This window comes from Caulobacter sp. Root655, assembly GCF_001427665.1.
Lineage (GTDB): Bacteria > Pseudomonadota > Alphaproteobacteria > Caulobacterales > Caulobacteraceae > Caulobacter.
Window position 1 is genome coordinate 339,694 of record NZ_LMHC01000012.1, and the last position, 15,560, is coordinate 355,253.

The 15,560-nt window shown below is 67.7% G+C and carries 15 protein-coding genes and 2 pseudogenes; 6 read left to right on the forward strand and 11 right to left on the reverse strand.

Annotation, left to right across the window (positions count from 1 at the left end; translation table 11 throughout):
* Nucleotides 1-153: 153 nt before the first annotated feature.
* From thrC to coxB, 9 genes are all read right to left on the reverse strand, one after another.
* A complete protein-coding gene (thrC, locus tag ASD79_RS10595; protein ID WP_056721302.1) occupies nucleotides 154-1,557 on the reverse strand; it encodes a threonine synthase in 1,404 nt (467 codons plus the stop codon).
* Nucleotides 1,557-2,243, reverse strand: coding sequence for an SURF1 family protein (locus tag ASD79_RS10600; protein ID WP_056721304.1), 687 nt, complete (start codon nucleotides 2,241-2,243; stop codon nucleotides 1,557-1,559). The genes thrC and ASD79_RS10600 overlap by 1 nt, the downstream gene beginning before the upstream one ends.
* Nucleotides 2,236-2,598: a DUF983 domain-containing protein gene (locus ASD79_RS10605; RefSeq protein ID WP_056721306.1), complete on the reverse strand. Its 363-nt coding sequence runs from the start codon at nucleotides 2,596-2,598 to the stop codon at nucleotides 2,236-2,238. Before ASD79_RS10605 ends, ASD79_RS10600 begins: the two co-directional genes overlap by 8 nt.
* A 127-nt stretch (nucleotides 2,599-2,725) precedes the next feature.
* A complete protein-coding gene (locus ASD79_RS10610) occupies nucleotides 2,726-3,598 on the reverse strand; it encodes a cytochrome c oxidase subunit 3 (protein WP_056721309.1) in 873 nt (290 codons plus the stop codon).
* A gap of 72 nt (nucleotides 3,599-3,670) precedes the next feature.
* On the reverse strand, nucleotides 3,671-4,309 hold the full coding sequence (locus ASD79_RS10615) for a cytochrome c oxidase assembly protein (RefSeq protein ID WP_056721682.1): 639 nt from the start codon (nucleotides 4,307-4,309) through the stop codon (nucleotides 3,671-3,673).
* 13 nt (nucleotides 4,310-4,322) lie between these two features.
* Complete coding sequence (locus ASD79_RS24600; protein WP_200952295.1) at nucleotides 4,323-4,472, reverse strand: hypothetical protein; 150 nt, start codon at nucleotides 4,470-4,472, stop codon at nucleotides 4,323-4,325.
* Nucleotides 4,469-5,524, reverse strand: coding sequence for a heme o synthase (gene cyoE / locus ASD79_RS10620; protein ID WP_056721311.1), 1,056 nt, complete (start codon nucleotides 5,522-5,524; stop codon nucleotides 4,469-4,471). Before cyoE ends, ASD79_RS24600 begins: the two co-directional genes overlap by 4 nt.
* A 112-nt stretch (nucleotides 5,525-5,636) precedes the next feature.
* Nucleotides 5,637-7,304, reverse strand: coding sequence for a cytochrome c oxidase subunit I (gene ctaD, locus ASD79_RS10625; protein WP_056721313.1), 1,668 nt, complete (start codon nucleotides 7,302-7,304; stop codon nucleotides 5,637-5,639).
* A gap of 24 nt (nucleotides 7,305-7,328) precedes the next feature.
* Nucleotides 7,329-8,270, reverse strand: a complete 942-nt coding sequence (gene coxB, locus ASD79_RS10630) for a cytochrome c oxidase subunit II (protein WP_056721315.1) — start codon at nucleotides 8,268-8,270, stop codon at nucleotides 7,329-7,331.
* A gap of 359 nt (nucleotides 8,271-8,629) precedes the next feature.
* Here coxB and ASD79_RS10635 point away from each other — a divergent pair, with 359 nt between their 5' ends.
* The 6 genes and pseudogenes from ASD79_RS10635 to ASD79_RS23825 form a co-directional block, all read left to right on the forward strand.
* On the forward strand, nucleotides 8,630-8,956 hold the full coding sequence (locus ASD79_RS10635) for a PadR family transcriptional regulator (RefSeq protein WP_007663566.1): 327 nt from the start codon (nucleotides 8,630-8,632) through the stop codon (nucleotides 8,954-8,956).
* Entirely contained in the window at nucleotides 8,953-9,519 is a 567-nt protein-coding gene (locus ASD79_RS10640; RefSeq protein ID WP_056721317.1) for a DUF1700 domain-containing protein, read from the forward strand. The genes ASD79_RS10635 and ASD79_RS10640 overlap by 4 nt, the downstream gene beginning before the upstream one ends.
* 10 nt (nucleotides 9,520-9,529) lie before the next feature.
* The gene (locus tag ASD79_RS10645) at nucleotides 9,530-10,327 is read left to right on the forward strand and encodes a DUF2807 domain-containing protein (protein WP_056721319.1); all 798 of its coding nucleotides are present in this window, start codon (nucleotides 9,530-9,532) and stop codon (nucleotides 10,325-10,327) included.
* A gap of 100 nt (nucleotides 10,328-10,427) precedes the next feature.
* Complete coding sequence (gene tldD, locus ASD79_RS10650) at nucleotides 10,428-11,858, forward strand: metalloprotease TldD (protein ID WP_056721684.1); 1,431 nt, start codon at nucleotides 10,428-10,430, stop codon at nucleotides 11,856-11,858.
* A gap of 371 nt (nucleotides 11,859-12,229) precedes the next feature.
* Nucleotides 12,230-14,296: a TonB-dependent siderophore receptor gene (locus tag ASD79_RS10655; RefSeq protein ID WP_056721320.1), complete on the forward strand. Its 2,067-nt coding sequence runs from the start codon at nucleotides 12,230-12,232 to the stop codon at nucleotides 14,294-14,296.
* A gap of 14 nt (nucleotides 14,297-14,310) precedes the next feature.
* A pseudogene (locus ASD79_RS23825) lies at nucleotides 14,311-14,417 on the forward strand (hypothetical protein); the annotation flags it as partial.
* A 2-nt stretch (nucleotides 14,418-14,419) separates the two neighbouring features.
* Here the strand turns inward: ASD79_RS23825 and ASD79_RS10660 are convergent.
* Nucleotides 14,420-15,193, reverse strand: a complete 774-nt coding sequence (locus ASD79_RS10660; RefSeq protein ID WP_235524401.1) for a DUF4908 domain-containing protein — start codon at nucleotides 15,191-15,193, stop codon at nucleotides 14,420-14,422.
* A gap of 208 nt (nucleotides 15,194-15,401) precedes the next feature.
* A pseudogene (locus ASD79_RS25050) lies at nucleotides 15,402-15,526 on the reverse strand (hypothetical protein); the annotation flags it as partial.
* Nucleotides 15,527-15,560 lie beyond the last annotated feature (34 nt).

Below are 15,560 nucleotides of genomic sequence, written 5' to 3' on the forward strand. Positions count from 1 at the left end.
AAAGCTTTCTCCTCCCCCGTGAAACGGGGGAGGTGGCCGCGAAGCGGACGGAGGGGGCGTTGGCGGAGGCGCGGACGACGCCCCCTCCGTCACGCCGCGTATTCGCGGCGCGCCACCTCCCCCGCTGCGCGGGTGAGGAGATGTTCAAGATGGTCACGACCCCGCCGAGGCGAACACCCGGACAAACGCCTTCACCGTCTCGGCGTCGGCCGGCAGGCGGTCGAAGCGTTCGGGCTTGGCCGAATGGTCCGGGGTGGCGCGGGGCGCGGCCGGGGTCAGGCCGGCGGCGGCCAGGACGGCCTCGGGGAACTTGGCCGGATGGGCGGTGGACAGCACCACGACCGGCGTGGCCGGATCGGCCAGGCGCAGGACGTTGGCGGCGGCCACGCCGACGGCGGTGTGCGGGTCGATGACCTCGCCGGTCTCGTTGAGGGTCGACAGGATGGTCTTGGCGGTGTCGGCCTCGCTGACCGACGCGCCCTGGAACAGCTCGCGCATCTTGGAGAGCGCGCTGGGCGGGATGTCGAGCACGCCGGTGTTGCCGAAGGCCCGGAACGCCCTGCCCGTCTCGACCCCGTCGCGGCCGACGGCCTCGAAATAGAGGCGCTCGAAATTGCTGGCCACCTGGATGTCCATGGCCGGACTCTGGGTGGCGGCGACGGCGCCGCGCGCGTAGCGGCCTTCCTCGAAGGCTCGGGCCAGAATGTCGTTGGAATTGGTGGCGGCGATGATCCGGGCGATCGGCAGGCCCATGCGGCTGGCGACATAGGCGGCGTAGGCGTCGCCGAAATTCCCCGTGGGCACCACGAAGGCCACCTTGCGGGCCGGCGCACCCAGGGCGACGGCGGCGGTGAAGAAGTAGACGCTCTGGGCGGCGATCCGCGCCCAGTTGATCGAGTTGACGCCCGACAGGTCGACGGCGTGGCGGAACTGGTCGTCCTGGAAGGCCTGCTTGACGATGGCCTGGCAGTCGTCGAACGAACCCTGGATCGAGACGCAGGCGACGTTCTTGTCGGTCGCCGTGGTCATGAACCGGCGCTGGACCTCGCTGATCCGGCCCTCGGGGAACAGGGCCACGATGCGGGCGTTGGAGCGGCCGCGGAACGCCTCGACGGCCGCGCCGCCGGTGTCGCCCGAGGTGGCGCAGATGATGGTCATGGTCCGCGACTGGCGCGACAGCACGTAGTCGTAGAGCCGCCCCAGCAGCTGCATCGCCACGTCCTTGAAGGCCAGGGTCGGGCCGTGGAACAGCTCCAGCAGATGGCGGCCGGGGGCCAGTTGCTTCAGCGGCGCGACGGCGGCGTGGGCGAAGCTGGCATAGGCCTCGTCGCACATCTCGGCCAGGTCCTCGGCGGGCAGGTCGTCGCCGACGAACTTGCCGATCACCGCGGCGGCGACCTTGGCGTAGGGCTGGCCGGCGAAGGCGGCGATCTCTTCCGGCGTGAAGGTCGGCCAGCGTTCCGGCACATAGAGGCCGCCGTCGGGGGCCAGGCCCGCCAGCACCGCTTCCAGGAAACCGATCGACGGGGCCTCACCCCGGGTGGAGACATAGCGCATCAGGATCTCATCTTCCGCCAGAGCATGGCGGCATAGATAAACAGCAGGGTCACGGCAAGACCGAACCACGTCAGGGCGTATTCGAGGTGCCGATTGGAAATTTCTGCCGGAAGCGGCGCGGGGGTGACGCCGGGCGGGACGGGGGTCGCGGTCTCGACCATCAGGATATAGGGCGCGGGCCTCTCGGCGGCGAACTTCTGGACCGTGGCCTCGCGGTCGCCGCCCAGCTGCCTGGGAGCCATCAGAACGCCGACGGCCCGGGCCGGGGCCGCCAGGGCGACCGGCGCGGGCGCGGACTGGCCGGTCAGGGCCTTGACCACGCCGAGGTCCAGCAGGACCGCGCCATAGCCGCCAACGGTGGCGCGGCATAGGGCGGTGGCGCGCCAGACGATGTCGCCGTCGCGGATGCCGTAGACCAGCGGCAGGGTCGCGGGCTGGGCCGGCGCGCAATCGACCGAGACACGGGTCCAGGTCAGGTCCCGGCCCTGGGCGTTCGCCAAGGCCGTGGCCAGAGGCTGGGCGGGCGCGGTCTTCAGCACCTCGATCCGGGCCAGCAGGTCTTGTTTCCAGGCCAGGCGCTTGATCTGCCAGGCGCCCAGGCCGATCAGGATGGCGAAGGCGATCAGGGTGGCGATCGTCAGACCGAATGGGAAGCGGCGATCCTTGCCGAGAGCGGTGTCAGACATCGTGGCGGCCAGCCTCGGAGGCGTGGTTGGCGATGTGGGCGGCGACCATCAGGCCCTTGGCCGGGCGCATCAGCCCCAGGCAGGCGACCAGGGTCAGGGGCAGCCAGATCAGCAGCAGCAGCCAGACGGGCCAGTTGAAGGCGAACATCGTGAACAGCGCCCCGAAGGCGCACAGGAAGCCGGCGATCAGGATCACGAAGGTGGCCGCGCCGTCGCCGGTCTCGTGGGCCCCCAGGTCGAAACCGCAGGCCTCGCAGGTCTTGGTCACCTTCAGGAACCCGTCGAACAGCATCCCCTCGCCGCAGTGGGGGCAACGGCCGGTCGCGCCGGCGAGGTAGGGGTTCACTTGGGTCATGGGCCTATGCCTTACACCGCAACACGCGGACGGGGACAGGCACATGTGCCTGTCCCCAATCCAGGATCCCCAAACAAAAAGGCCCGGAACACCGCTTGGCGTTCCGGGCCCTCTCGAAGCGCGTGACCTAGTGGCTCGCGCCGAAGATCACGTAGACGAAGGCGAACAGGAACAGCCAGACCACGTCGACGAAGTGCCAGTACCAGGCGGCTGCTTCGAAGCCGAAGTGCTGCTTGGGGGTGAAGGCGCCGTTCATCAGCCGGATCAGGCAGACGATCAGGAACAGGGTGCCGACGAACACGTGGAAGCCGTGGAAGCCCGTGGCCAGGAAGAAGGTCGAGCCGTAGAGGCCCGAATTGACGGCCGCTTCCGAATAGAACAGCTGCTCGTGGTTGATGTGAGCGTATTCGTAGACCTGGATGCAGGTGAACAGCGCGCCCAGCAGGATGGTCAGGATCAGGCCCCACTTGGCGCCCTGGCGGTCGCCTTGCTGCAGGGCGTGGTGCGACCAGGTGATGGTCGTGCCCGATAGCAGCAGGGTCAGGGTGTTGACCAGCGGCAGATGCCACGGCGACACGGCCTCGACGCCGGCCGGCGGCCAGGTGGCCCAGGCGGCGCGGACTTCCTCGATGCCCGACAGGGTGCGGTGGTGATGGAACAGGGCCATCTCGAAGAAGATCCAGAACCACGCCACGAAGAACATCACTTCCGAGGCGATGAACAGCACCATGCCGTAGCGCAGGCCGATCGAGACGACCGGGGTGTGGTCGCCGGCGTTGGCTTCCTTCACCACGTCGCTCCACCAGCCGAAGAAGGTGTAGAGCACGCCCGAGACGCCCAGCGCGAACAGCCAGAACTGGCCCTTCTCGATGCCGAAGACGCCGCCCTTGATCCAGGCGATCAGGCCGATGGCCATCATGGTGGCCGACAGCGACCCGACGAACGGCCAGGGGCTGGGGGGCAGGATGTGATAGTCGTGTTTGACGGCGCCGTGGGCCATGTGCGTGCTAACCCTTTAATCCCTCGAAGCGCATCGGCTAGGTCCCCCCGCCGACACGCCATGTGTGAAACGCTATAGCCCCGTCGGCGGCTTGCCGCCAAGGGGTTGAACGATGCGCGGCGTCGTCGCCGCCTGTTTCGTCCCCGCCGCGTCAGGAACGGCCGGGAAGAAGGTGTAGGAGAGGGTGATCTCCGACTTGCCCTTGGTGTCCGGATCGTCCGCGAACTGGGGGTCGACGAAATAGACGACCGGGAACTCGACCGTCTGGCCGGGCTCGATCGTCTGGTTGGAGAAGCAGAAGCATTCCAGCTTCTGGAAGTAGGGGCCGGCCTGCTCGGGCACGACGTTGTACATCGCCCGGCCGGTCAGGGGCTTGTCGCTCTTGTTGGTGACCTTGAAGAAGGCCAGGCCGGTGTCGCCGATGCGGATGTCCTGGCTGACCTGCTCGGTCGAGAAGTCCCAGGGCAGGCCGCGGATATTGGCGTCAAAGCGGATCTTGACCTTGCGGTCCAGCACCCGGCTCGGCTTGACCTCGGCCTTGCGCACCGTGCCGTCGAAGCCGGTGGCCTGGCAGAACATCTTGTACAGCGGCACGGCGGCGTAGGCCGCGCCGACCATGCCGAAGAAGGCGACGCCGCACAGGGCCGCGACCTTGGCGTGATGGCGGCTCTCGCGCTTGGGGCCGGTCCCGGCCTGGTTGTCGCGCGCGATCCTCTCGGCGTCCTTAGAAGTGAGGTTGGGCAAGGTTGCCTCCCAGCTTCACCAGGGTGACCACGAAGACCAGCACCACGAAGGCCGCCAGGCCCAGGCCCAGGGCGATGTTTCGCAGGCCGCGCGCCTTGGCGGCGGGGTCGTCCTTGCGGGGTGCGGTCATAGCGGCAGCTCCAGCACGTGAAGGTTCAAGGCGGGCAGGCCCAGCACCGCCTCGGCCAGCAGGGCGGCGAACAGGGCGAACAGGTAGAGGATCGAGAAGGCGAACAGGTTGCGGGCATGCTTGGCGTCGCCAACTGGCTTGCCCCGCTTGGCGGCGGCTTCGCCGACCTCATAGAGGTCGCGGTCGGCGGGGCGCGGGTCGGCGGCGTCGCCGGCCGTGCTGCGGAACACCCGCCAGGCCAGGGTCAGGAACACCAGCCCGCCCAGACCGGCCACCGCCAGGTACAGCAGGCCGCCCAGGCCGGTGAACACAGGGGCGACGCACACCGGGATCAGCAGCAGGGTGTAGAGCAGGATCTGCTTGCGGGTTTCCTTGGCGCCCTTGACCACCGGCAGCATCGGCACGCCGGCCTTGGCGTAGTCGGTGCTGATGTACAGCGACAGGGCCCAGAAGTGCGGTGGGGTCCACAGGAAGATGATCAGCACCATCAGCCAGGCGTTCAGCGGCGCGTGGCCGGTGGCCGCGGCCCATCCGATGGCGGGCGGCAGCGCCCCGGCAAGCCCGCCGATGACGATGTTCTGGGCCGTCCAGCGCTTGAGCCACATGGTGTAGACCACGGCGTAGAACACGATGGTGAAGGCCAGCAGGCCGGCGGCCAGCCAGTTGATCGCCATGCCCATCAGCATCACCGACAGCAGCGACAGCACCACGCCCAGGGTGGCGGCCTCCTCGCCCTTGACCAGGCCCATGGGCACCGGCCGGCCGCGCGTGCGGCGCATCTTGGCGTCGATGTCGGCGTCGTACCACATGTTCAGCGCGCCCGAGGCCCCGGCCCCGACGGCGATACAGAACACCGCCACCGCGCCCAGCAGCGGGTGGATCGGCGTGCGGGCGGCCAGCAGCCCGGTCAGGGCCGTGAACACCACCAGCGACATCACCCGCGGCTTCATCAGCTGGAAATAGTCCTGCCAACGGGCGTGGCGGACCGTTTCGGTCGCCCCGTCTTCAGGGGTCAGGACATCTCCAGGATTCAGGACGGGCGAACGGGCCATTTTACGTAAGGGTCTTCAGGTCTTGCCAACTACGGTCTTGATTGGCGAAGGGCGCGGGCTGGATTTTCACCCGGCCCGCGCCCCCGCGCTTTGTGTGTCTATACCGCCAGGATCAGTGGCTGTCGGCCTTGATGACCGGCGGATCGCTGAACTGGTGGAACGGCGGCGGCGAGGAGAGGGTCCATTCCAGGGTGGTGGCGCCTTCGCCCCACGGATTGGCCTCGGCCTTGCGGCGACGGATGGCGGCCTCGACCAGGATGACCAGGAACACCACCACGCCCACGGCGGTGATCGCGTAGCCGACCGACGAGACGTAGTTCCAGTGCGCGAAGGCCAGCGGGTAATCGACGTAGCGACGCGGCATGCCCTGCAGGCCCAGGAAGTGCTGCGGGAAGAACACCAGGTTGACGCCGACGAACATGATCCAGAACTGCAGGCAGCCCAGGAACTCGTTGTACTTCACGCCCCACATCTTCTCGAACCAGTAGAAGAAGCCGGCGAAGATGGCGAACACGGCGCCCAGCGACAGCACGTAGTGGAAGTGGGCGACGACGTAGTAGGTGTCGTGCAGACTGTAGTCGATGCCGGCGTTGGACAGGACCACGCCGGTCACGCCGCCGACGGTGAACAGGAAGATGAAGCCGATCGCCCACAGCATGGGCGTCTTGAAGCTGATCGAGCCGCCCCACATCGTGGCGATCCATGAGAAGATCTTCACGCCGGTGGGCACCGCGATGACCATCGTGGCGGCCACGAAATAGGCGCGCAGGTTGATGCTCATGCCGACGGTGTACATGTGGTGGGCCCACACGATGAAGCCGACGAAGCCGATGGCGACCATGGCGTAGGCCATCGCCAGGTAGCCGAAGATCGGCTTCTTGGAGAAGGTCGAGACGATGTGGCTGATGATGCCGAAGCCTGGCAGGATCAGGATGTACACTTCCGGGTGACCGAAGAACCAGAACAGGTGCTGGAACATCACGGGGTCGCCGCCGGCGGCCGGGTCGAAGAAGTGGGTGCCGAAGTTACGGTCGGTCAGCAGCATGGTGATGGCGCCGGCCAGGACGGGCAGCGACAGCAGCAGCAGGAAGGCGGTGATCAGCACCGACCAGGCGAACAGCGGCATGCGGTGCAGGGTCATGCCCGGCGCGCGCATGTTGAAGATCGTGGTGATGAAGTTGATCGCGCCCAGGATCGACGAGGCCCCGGCCAGGTGGAGGGCCAGGATCGCCAGGTCCATCGACGGTCCGGTGTGGCCGGTGGTCGAGAGCGGCGGATAGATCGTCCAGCCGCCGCCGAAGCCCCTGCCCGGGCCGCCGTCGACGAACATCGAGGTCAAGAGCAGGCACCAGGCGGCGACCAGCAGCCAGAACGAGACGTTGTTCATCCGCGGGAAGGCCATGTCCGGCGCGCCGATCATGATCGGCACGAACCAGTTGCCGAACCCGCCGATCATCGCCGGCATGACCATGAAGAAGATCATGATCAGGGCGTGGGCGGTGACCACGGCGTTGTAGCCGTGCTTGGACTGCTCGACGAGGCCCAGCAGGCTGACCGACGAGTTGGGGCCGAAGATCTGGATGCCCGGCTCGGCCAGTTCCCAGCGGATCAGGCCCGACAGCGCGCCGCCCACCAGTCCCGCCATGATGGCGAAGATGATGTAGAGCGTGCCGATGTCCTTGTGGTTGGTCGAACCGAACCAGCGCTGGAAGAAGGGCGGCTTGTGGTCGGCGTCATCGTGTGACGCGTCGTGATGATCGATGTCAGCGGCGTGAGCCATCGGACTTAATCCTGCAATCGTATCTTAGACCGCCGGCGCGGCGGGAGCCGCGGCCGGGGCGGAAGCGGGGGCGGCGGCCGGCGTTACCCCAAGGGCGCCGGGGGCCGGAGCGGCGGCGGCGGTCGCGGCCGGAGCGGGCGCGGTCTTGGACTTCACCCAGGCGTCGAAGTCGGCCTGGCTGACCACCTTGATCTCGATCGGCATGTTCGAGTGATCGACGCCGCACAGCTCGGAGCACTCGCCGTAGTAGGTCCCGATCTTCTCGGCCTTGAACCAGGTCAGGTTCAGGCGCCCGGGGACGGCGTCGGTCTTCAGACCGAAGGCCGGCAGGGCGAAGGCGTGGATCACGTCGGCGGCCGTCACCTGGACGTGGACGACCTGGTTGACCGGCACCACCAGCGGGGTGTTGGCCGCCAGCAGGTAAGGCACGCCCTTGGCGTCGGCCTCTTCCTTCTTCAGCGGGGTCGAGATGATCTCGCTGATCTTCTGGTCGGGATACTCATAGCCCCAGTACCACTGATAGCCGGTGGCCTTCACGGTCATGTAGGGCTTGGGCATGTTGTCGTAGGCGAACAGCAGCCGGAACGAGAAGATGGCGATGACCATCAGGATCAGCACCGGCACCACGGTCCAGATGATCTCGACCGTCGTGTTGTGGCTGAACTTGGCCGGGACCGGGTTCGACTTCGCGTTATAGCGGATGACGATCCAGACGATCAGGCCCAGCACCAAAAGGGTGATGGCCGTGATGATCGGCATCAGGATCCAGGTGTGAAACCAGATCGCGTCATGCTTCAGCGGCGAGGCCGCCTGCTGCAGATCGATCGCGCCGGGCGTCGGTTGGCCCAGCAGTTCGGCGCCCTTGGCGAGGGCTTGCCCCGCGAACATCCCCGAAAGGACCATCGTCGTGGCGGCGACGGCGGCTACGCCCGCCAACATCCGCCGCATCCCCTGAATTGCCTTCATATCCCTCACGGCCCGTTTCGGCGGCGATTTGGCGTCCATCGAACCCACGCCGCGCCGACATGCACAATACGACCAGCGACAAGGGGGCCTGGCAATCGACTTCCGTCTCGCAACGTGAATCGACAGTCCGCCCCGCCGCCTCTGGCCGGTCGCTGGCGTGCATACGCGCTCCAAACCCCGTTGCCAAGCGCCAGAGGCGTTCCCCGAACACCGTGCTCGACACCCAGGCAAGCCAGCTGAGAACAGGTCTCAACAACGGCCGTTCGGACCTAGGTAGCATTACTAACATGTAATGCCAGCTACCTTGCATTAGGCACTACCTTGCGTCACAAGAGAGCCATCAACGGGAAACAGCCACCGTGACGGAAGCCATCGAGATACAACTGAAGAAAGGCGTGCTGGCGCTCTGCGTTCTGGCCCTGCTGTCGCGGGCCGACAGCTACGCCTACGAGATCGCCAGCCAACTGGCCAAGGACATCGATATGGGGGAAGGGACAATTTATCCGCTCATGCGCCGCATGCAGTCGGACGGCCTGGTCGAGACCTATCTGGTCGAGTCCCAGAGCGGCCCGCCGCGTAAATATTACCGCCTGACCGACGCCGGCCGCGACAGCTTCGCGGCCCAGAAGGCCGAATGGGCGGCGTTTACCGCCGCCGTCGAACACATCCTGGGAGCCGCCGCATGACGCGCGCCGAATTCCTCACCCGCCTCAAGCGCGGCCTGGCCGGCATGCCGGCCTCCGCGATCACCGACATCGTCGCCGACTACGAGGCCCATTTCGCCGACGGCCTGGCGGCCGGACGCACCGAGGCCGACGTGGCCGCCGCGCTCGGCGAGCCCGAGCGCCTGGCCCGCGAACAGCGCGCCGAACAGGGCGTCAAGCGCTGGGAGGAGGCCAAGAACCCCTCCGCCGCCGCCGGGGCGATCTTCGCCATCGTCGGCCTGGGGGCCATCGACATCCTGTTCCTGCTGCCCCTGCTGATGGGGGTGCTGGGCACGCTGTTCGCCTGCTTCATGGCCGCCATCGGCATCTTCGTCGCCGGGGGCGCGGTGACCGCGGTCGGCCCCTTCGCCGGACAGCCCGGCGGCCCGGCCGTCGCCTTCCTGCTGGGCATCGGCCTGATGGCCGCCGCCACCGCCCTGGCCGCCGTCACCACCCTGCTCAGCATCTGGCTGGTCAACGGCCTGGTCTGGTTCGGGCGTCTTCACTACCGGCTGCTGAAGCCGGCCATCGAAACCCAGGTCTGAGGGGGCCATCATGATCCGCAACCTGACCATCGTCGCCGTCGCCAGCTTCGTCCTGGCGCTGGGCTGCTTCGCCGGCGCCGCCGCCCTGGGCGGGCGGGACATCCTCAAGAACGGCTGGAATATTCCCGCCGACTGGCACGTCGAGATCAACGACGACGACGACCACGTCAGCATCACGCCCGATCGCCTGGCCAGCGACGAGACGATCGAACGCCAGATCGCCTGGACCGGGTCCGACACGCTGCAGATCGACGTGCCCGCCGACGTCACCTTCACTCAGAGCGCCCCCGGAGCCGGCGCCTCGATCAAGGTCAACGGCCCCAAGGGCCTGGTGGACCGGGTGGTGGTGGATGGCGGCCAGATCCGCCTGAGGGGCGACGACGACGCCTCGACGGTCAACCTCAACAGCCACGGCTTCCACGTCGGCCGGGGCCATGACCAGCTGACCATCGAGGTCACCGCCCCAGCCGTGCGCGGCTTCACCCTGAACGGCAGCGGCGACCTGAGGGTGCGGGCCTATGACCAGCCCACCGCGACGATCGAGCTGAACGGCAGCGGCGAGATCGAGGCCGAAGGCAAGGCGGCGAAGATCGACCTTCGCATTTCCGGCTCCGGCGACGCCGACCTGACCGAGCTCGACACCGGCGACGCCAAGGTCGCCGTGGCCGGTAGCGGCTCGGCGCGGATCGCTCCGCACGGCGCGGCCGAGGTCGAGGTGGCCGGCAGCGGCGAGGTCAGCGTCACCACCAAGCCGACCAGCCTGGTCACCAACGTCGCCGGATCCGGCGAAGTGCACGAAAGCTGGTGAGCTCGGAATGGGGACAGGCGCATGCGCCTGTCCCCGTCAGCGGATGGACGAATCGTCGCCGGGTGATGACGCGGGCCAAGGAAACCCCTACCTGTACGCCATGACCGCTCCCATGACCGCCCCGTCCCTGCTGGCCGCCGCCGGCGTCGATCCCGAACGCGCCCGCCAAATCCTCGGCGAAGCCCTGGCCGGCGCTGACGACGGCGAGCTGTTCGTCGAACGCTCCGAGAGCGAGGCCTTCGTATTCGACGACGGTCGCCTGAAGAGCGCCTCCTATGATTCGGGCGAGGGTTTCGGCCTGCGCGTGGTGGCCGGCGAGACCGCCGGCTACGCCCATTCCGCCGAGATCTCCGAAGCCGCCATCGGCCGGGCCGCCGATTCGGCCAAGCTGGCCCGCCGCGGCTATGCCGGGGTCAGCGCCGAGGCGCCGCGCGCCACCAACGAAAAGCTCTATGGCGAGGACGACCCGGTCTCCTCCCCCGCCTTCTCCGACAAGGTCGCCTTGCTGCAGGAGATCGACGCCTTCGCCCGGGCTCGCGACCCGCGTGTGGTCCAGGTGATGGCCTCGATGGCCGGCGAGCGCCGGGTGGTCGAGATCCTGAGGGCCGACGGCCGGCTGCTGCGCGACGTGCGGCCGCTGGTCCGCGTCAACGTCCAGGTCACGGTCGAGAAGGACGGCAAGCGCGAGGCCGGCTCGTCCGGGGCCGGCGGCCGCGCCGGCTTCGCCGCCTGGATCAGCCCCGACAAGTGGCGGGACCAGGTCGACGAGGCCCTGCGCATGGCGCTGGTCAATCTGGACGCCGTGGCCTGCCCGGCCGGCGAGATGGACGTGGTGCTTGGCCCCGGCTGGAACGGCGTGCTGCTGCACGAAGCCGTTGGTCACGGCCTGGAGGGCGACTTCAACCGCAAGGGCATCAGCGCCTTCTCCGGCCGCATCGGCGAGCGTGTGGCGGCCAAGGGCGTGACCGTGTTCGACGATGGTTCACTGGCCGGCCGTCGCGGCTCGCTGACCATCGATGACGAGGGCACCCCGACCGAGCGCACGATCCTGATCGAGGACGGGATCCTGGTCGGCTACATGCACGACCGGATGAGCGCTCGACTGATGGGCATGGCCCCGACCGGCAACGGCCGCCGCCAGTCCTACGCCCACATGCCCATGCCGCGCATGACCAACACCGGCATGCTGGCCGGGAACGACGACCCGGCCGAGATGATCGCCTCGATGAAGCGCGGCCTCTACTGCGCCAATTTCGGCGGCGGCCAGGTCGACATCACCAACGGCAAGTTCGTCTTCCAGTGCACCGAGGCCTATCTGGTCGAGGACGGCAAGATCACCGCCCCGGTCAAGGGCGCCACCCTGATCGGCGACGGCCCCAACGCCCTGACCAAGGTGACGATGATCGGCAACGACTTCGACTTCGACCCCGGCATCGGCGTCTGCGGCAAGTCGGGTCAGGGCGTGCCGGTCGGCGTCGGCCAGCCGTCGCTGAAGATCACCGGCCTGACGGTGGGCGGCACGGCGGTTTAGTTAGAGGTCCCTCCTCCCCCCTCATCCACCTCTTTTGAACCGTCATCCCGGGCCTTGTGCCCGGGATCCCTCAGTCCGCCGCGGGTGCGGATGGGTGGCGCGCTGGCGCGCCAAGGTACTTCACCGTCGGCTGAACCAGGGGTCCCGGGCACAAGGCCCGGGATGACGGCGGAGGGGGAGAGCGCATGCGGAAGCAAGATCAGAGCGGCTGCCGTAACACCCTGAAAATCTTGCCGAAACCTCCGCTCCCCCAGGTGATCGGCGAAAACATTTCACAAATGTAATCTACCTTGCGGTTTTGTAACTGGTTCCGGCGCCTCCGGAACCTCAGGTTCGCCGCCAACAAAGCGGGGGCTTTGGGGGACCGCGGTATGAGTCTGACTTCGCTTATCTTCGCCTTGGGCCTGGCATCGCCCGAGGCCCAAGCTACCGCTCCGACTTCGGCTCCGCAGGCCGCCCCCGTGGTCGCCGACACCGCCACCACCACCGCCGAACAACGCGGCGTGATCGCCTATCCGCCCAGCTTCTTCGAGGCCGCACGGCCCAGCACCGCCTTCGACATGATCACCCGCCTGCCCGGCTTTCGGTTGGACCAGGGCAGCGACGTCCGCGGCTTCGCGGGCGCCGCCGGCAATGTGCTGATCAACGGCGAACGCCCGACCACCAAGAGCGAGACCCTGGAGGACATCCTCAAGCGCATCTCGACCTCGGCCGTCGAGCGCGTCGAGCTGATCCGCGGCGGCGCGCCCGGCGTCGACATGCAGGGCCGCACGATCCTGGCCAACGTGGTGATCAAGAAGACCGTGCAGGTCGAGAAGGTCGCCAACATCCAGACCTACCTCTATCCGGACGGTTTCTTCGGCCCGCTGCTGGAGTTCCAGGCCTCGCGCCGCGACGGGATCAACGAGCTGGAAGGTTCGCTGAAGGCCACCATCGACCGCACCGGCGACACCTTCGACGGCGCCGCCCGGGTGCGCAGCGACGGGGCCGGGAACCTGGTCTCGCGCGAGGCGGTGAAGGGCTATGACGAGATCCAGAACTACGTCGCGCGCGGCGCGATCCAGCGCGGGGTCCTGGGCGGCAAGCTGAAGGTCAACGGCAAGGTCGAGTACTTTTCCTATGACCGCGACGTGACCTACACCCGTTTCTTCCCCGGCCCCGGCCGCGAAACCAGCGGCGAGACCGACGAGAACTGGACCGGCGAGTTCGGGGCCCGCTACGATCGGAAACTCGCCTCGAACACCGACCTGCAACTGGTGTTCCTGCAGAACCTGGGCCACGAGGAATACGGCTCGACGGCCGACAAGTCGGGTGATCATCAGGTCTATTCCGAGATCGACAAGACCGGCGAAACCATCCTGCGCGCCGAGCTCAAGCAGCTACGGTCCGAAAAGCTGTCGCTCGAGGCCAGCGTCGAAGGCGCCTACAACGTCCTGGACGGCGCGACGCGCTACGTGTCCACGACCGCGCCGATCCCGGACCTCGTCAATGTCAAGGTCGAGGAACTGCGCGGCGAGGCCGCCGGCAAGGCCGTCTGGCGCCCCGATCCCAAGTTGACGGTCGAGGCCGGGGCGCGCCTGGAGATCTCGCGCATCACCCAGACCGGCGACAACAACCTGGAGCGCGACTTCTTCTACCCCAAGCCCCGGGTCATGGTGACCTGGAACCCCAACAGCGTCGACCAGCTGCGTTTCCGATTGGAGCGCGAGGTCGGACAGCTGAACTTCGGCGACTTCGTCTCGTCCGCCGACCTGCAGGCCGGCACCAGCGACGGCGCCGACGCCAAGCTGGCGCCAAGCCGCTCCTGGGTCGGCGAGGTCGCGTACGAGCGGCGGTTCTGGGGCGCGGGCTCGATCTCGGCCACCCTCACCCACGCCGAGATCCAGGACGTCAACGACTACAAGCCGCTGGACGACGGCAGCGGCCTGGACGCGCCCAGCAACATCGGCGACGGCCGGTCCGACCAGTTCGTGATCCTGATGACCCTGCCCACCGACCGGCTGGGCCTGTCGGGCGGCCAGTTGAAGACCCGCCTTAGCTGGTACGACAGCGAGGTCACCGATCCGGTCACCCTGGAAAAGCGTCGCATCACCAACGCCACGCCCTTCGTCTGCAATGTCAGCTTCACGCGCGACATGCCGGGCGGCAAGTGGAGCTGGGGCGCCTCGACGGGATGCCCCAACGAGAACAGCCGCTATCGGATCAACGAGGTGCGCACCAACCGGTTCGAGCAGTGGTTCGAAACCTTCGCCGAGTGGAAGCCGCGCGCCGACCTGACCGTGCGCACCACCCTGGCCAACCTGACCTCGCGCAACATCACCCGCGAGCGCGTGATCTACAACGGTTCGCGGGCCGACGGTTCGGTGAAGACGGTCGAATACCGCTCGATCCCGTTCGAGCCCTACCTGTTCATCCAGGTGCGCAAGCGGCTGGGGTAGAGCGGCGGGGCCGTGCGTCCTTCGAGGTTCGCCTACGGCTCTCACCTCAGGATGAGGAATTCAGCACAACGCTCCTCATCCTGAGGCGCCCGCGAAGCGGGCCTCGAAGGACGCACAGCGCCGCTACTTGTTGACGACCTTGATGATCCGCTTCGAGGACGGCCGGCCGGACAGGCCCTTGTCGGGCGCGTAGGTCACGGTCAGGTCGCCGCCCTTCAGGTTGGCCCCCGGCTTGTGGCCCTCGGCCAGCAGCACCCGGGCCACGCGATTGAGCAGGTTGCGATCGCCGTTGCGGGCCATCTTTTCGAAGGCCTCGGCGGTGACCGTGGCGGTGTCGGCCACCAGCACCGAGGTGGCGGGGGTGGCGTCGTCGACGGTTTCGAACGAAACGCGATGCTGGGCCGCGCGGCTGGCGCGGGCGCTGGCCTGGACCAGGCGCTGGAACAGGGCGTTGACCGAAATGAACGTCGGCGGCTGGATCGAGGTCGCCCTGCCGATCAGGGCGGCGGCGTCGCCAGCCGGCCGTTCGCTGGTGAACAGCGTCATGCCGCCCAGCTTGGTGGCCCGCAGCACCGGCTCGCCCATCTCGTTCTTGTAGATCGTGTCGCCGCGCGGGGCCGGCTGCGGCGACAGCACCCAGACCTCGGAGCTGTTCTCGAACTTCATCAGCGGCTGGGGCGAGGCCCGGTCGAGGACGAAGGCGCTGCCGGTTTCCGACACGTAGCGAGCGACGGGGGGCGCGGGCGCCTTGCGGGATTCCGACCCGCTCCGGGCGCCGAAGAGGTCGCGAAGGCTCGACTGCTGCGCATTCGCGGCGCCGGCGCTGGCCCCCAGGGCGAACGCCAGCAGGATCGCGCAGCCCCCTGGCCCTGTCGTCGCCGCCGATAGACTCTTCATGCCCACGGTCATGATCGCCGACTGGGGCGAATCTTGGACGCCAAAGACCTTGTTCCCGCCACGCCTCACCCCGGACGCTCCAGTGTCGCTTGTCGGCAACACTCCCGTCAGTCCGCTAGTCGAACCGGCGGGAGCGTCGCCGTCAAGTGGATAGCTACGCTTGAAAGGTCGGCTGGAGCTCGCACTCAATTGAAGGCCCACCACCGTTGTCATCCCGGAAGCCTCGCAGAGGCTGTCCGGGACCTAGGGGCCGACGCGATGCGGTGGCCCTGGGTCCCGGCTCTACGCTTCGCTTCGGCCGGGATGACAACTTGAATAAAGCGCTGATTTCAAAGACCTAGCTCGAACGATCAAGCTCAGCCGAAAC

Bases quoted from the DNA above. Each gene is read 5' to 3' on its own strand.
- thrC (WP_056721302.1), bottom strand. From the start codon at position 1,557: ATGCGCTATGTCTCCACCCGGGGTGAGGCCCCGTCGATCGGTTTCCTG.
- ASD79_RS10600 (WP_056721304.1), bottom strand. From the start codon at position 2,243: ATGTCTGACACCGCTCTCGGCAAGGATCGCCGCTTCCCATTCGGTCTG.
- ASD79_RS10605 (WP_056721306.1), bottom strand. From the start codon at position 2,598: ATGACCCAAGTGAACCCCTACCTCGCCGGCGCGACCGGCCGTTGCCCC.
- ASD79_RS10610 (WP_056721309.1), bottom strand. From the start codon at position 3,598: ATGGCCCACGGCGCCGTCAAACACGACTATCACATCCTGCCCCCCAGC.
- ASD79_RS24600 (WP_200952295.1), bottom strand. From the start codon at position 4,472: ATGACCGCACCCCGCAAGGACGACCCCGCCGCCAAGGCGCGCGGCCTG.
- cyoE (WP_056721311.1), bottom strand. From the start codon at position 5,524: ATGGCCCGTTCGCCCGTCCTGAATCCTGGAGATGTCCTGACCCCTGAA.
- ctaD (WP_056721313.1), bottom strand. From the start codon at position 7,304: ATGGCTCACGCCGCTGACATCGATCATCACGACGCGTCACACGATGAC.
- coxB (WP_056721315.1), bottom strand. From the start codon at position 8,270: ATGAAGGCAATTCAGGGGATGCGGCGGATGTTGGCGGGCGTAGCCGCC.
- ASD79_RS10640 (WP_056721317.1), top strand. From the start codon at position 8,953: ATGACGCGCGCCGAATTCCTCACCCGCCTCAAGCGCGGCCTGGCCGGC.
- ASD79_RS10645 (WP_056721319.1), top strand. From the start codon at position 9,530: ATGATCCGCAACCTGACCATCGTCGCCGTCGCCAGCTTCGTCCTGGCG.
- tldD (WP_056721684.1), top strand. From the start codon at position 10,428: ATGACCGCTCCCATGACCGCCCCGTCCCTGCTGGCCGCCGCCGGCGTC.
- ASD79_RS10655 (WP_056721320.1), top strand. From the start codon at position 12,230: ATGAGTCTGACTTCGCTTATCTTCGCCTTGGGCCTGGCATCGCCCGAG.
- ASD79_RS10660 (WP_235524401.1), bottom strand. From the start codon at position 15,193: ATGAAGAGTCTATCGGCGGCGACGACAGGGCCAGGGGGCTGCGCGATC.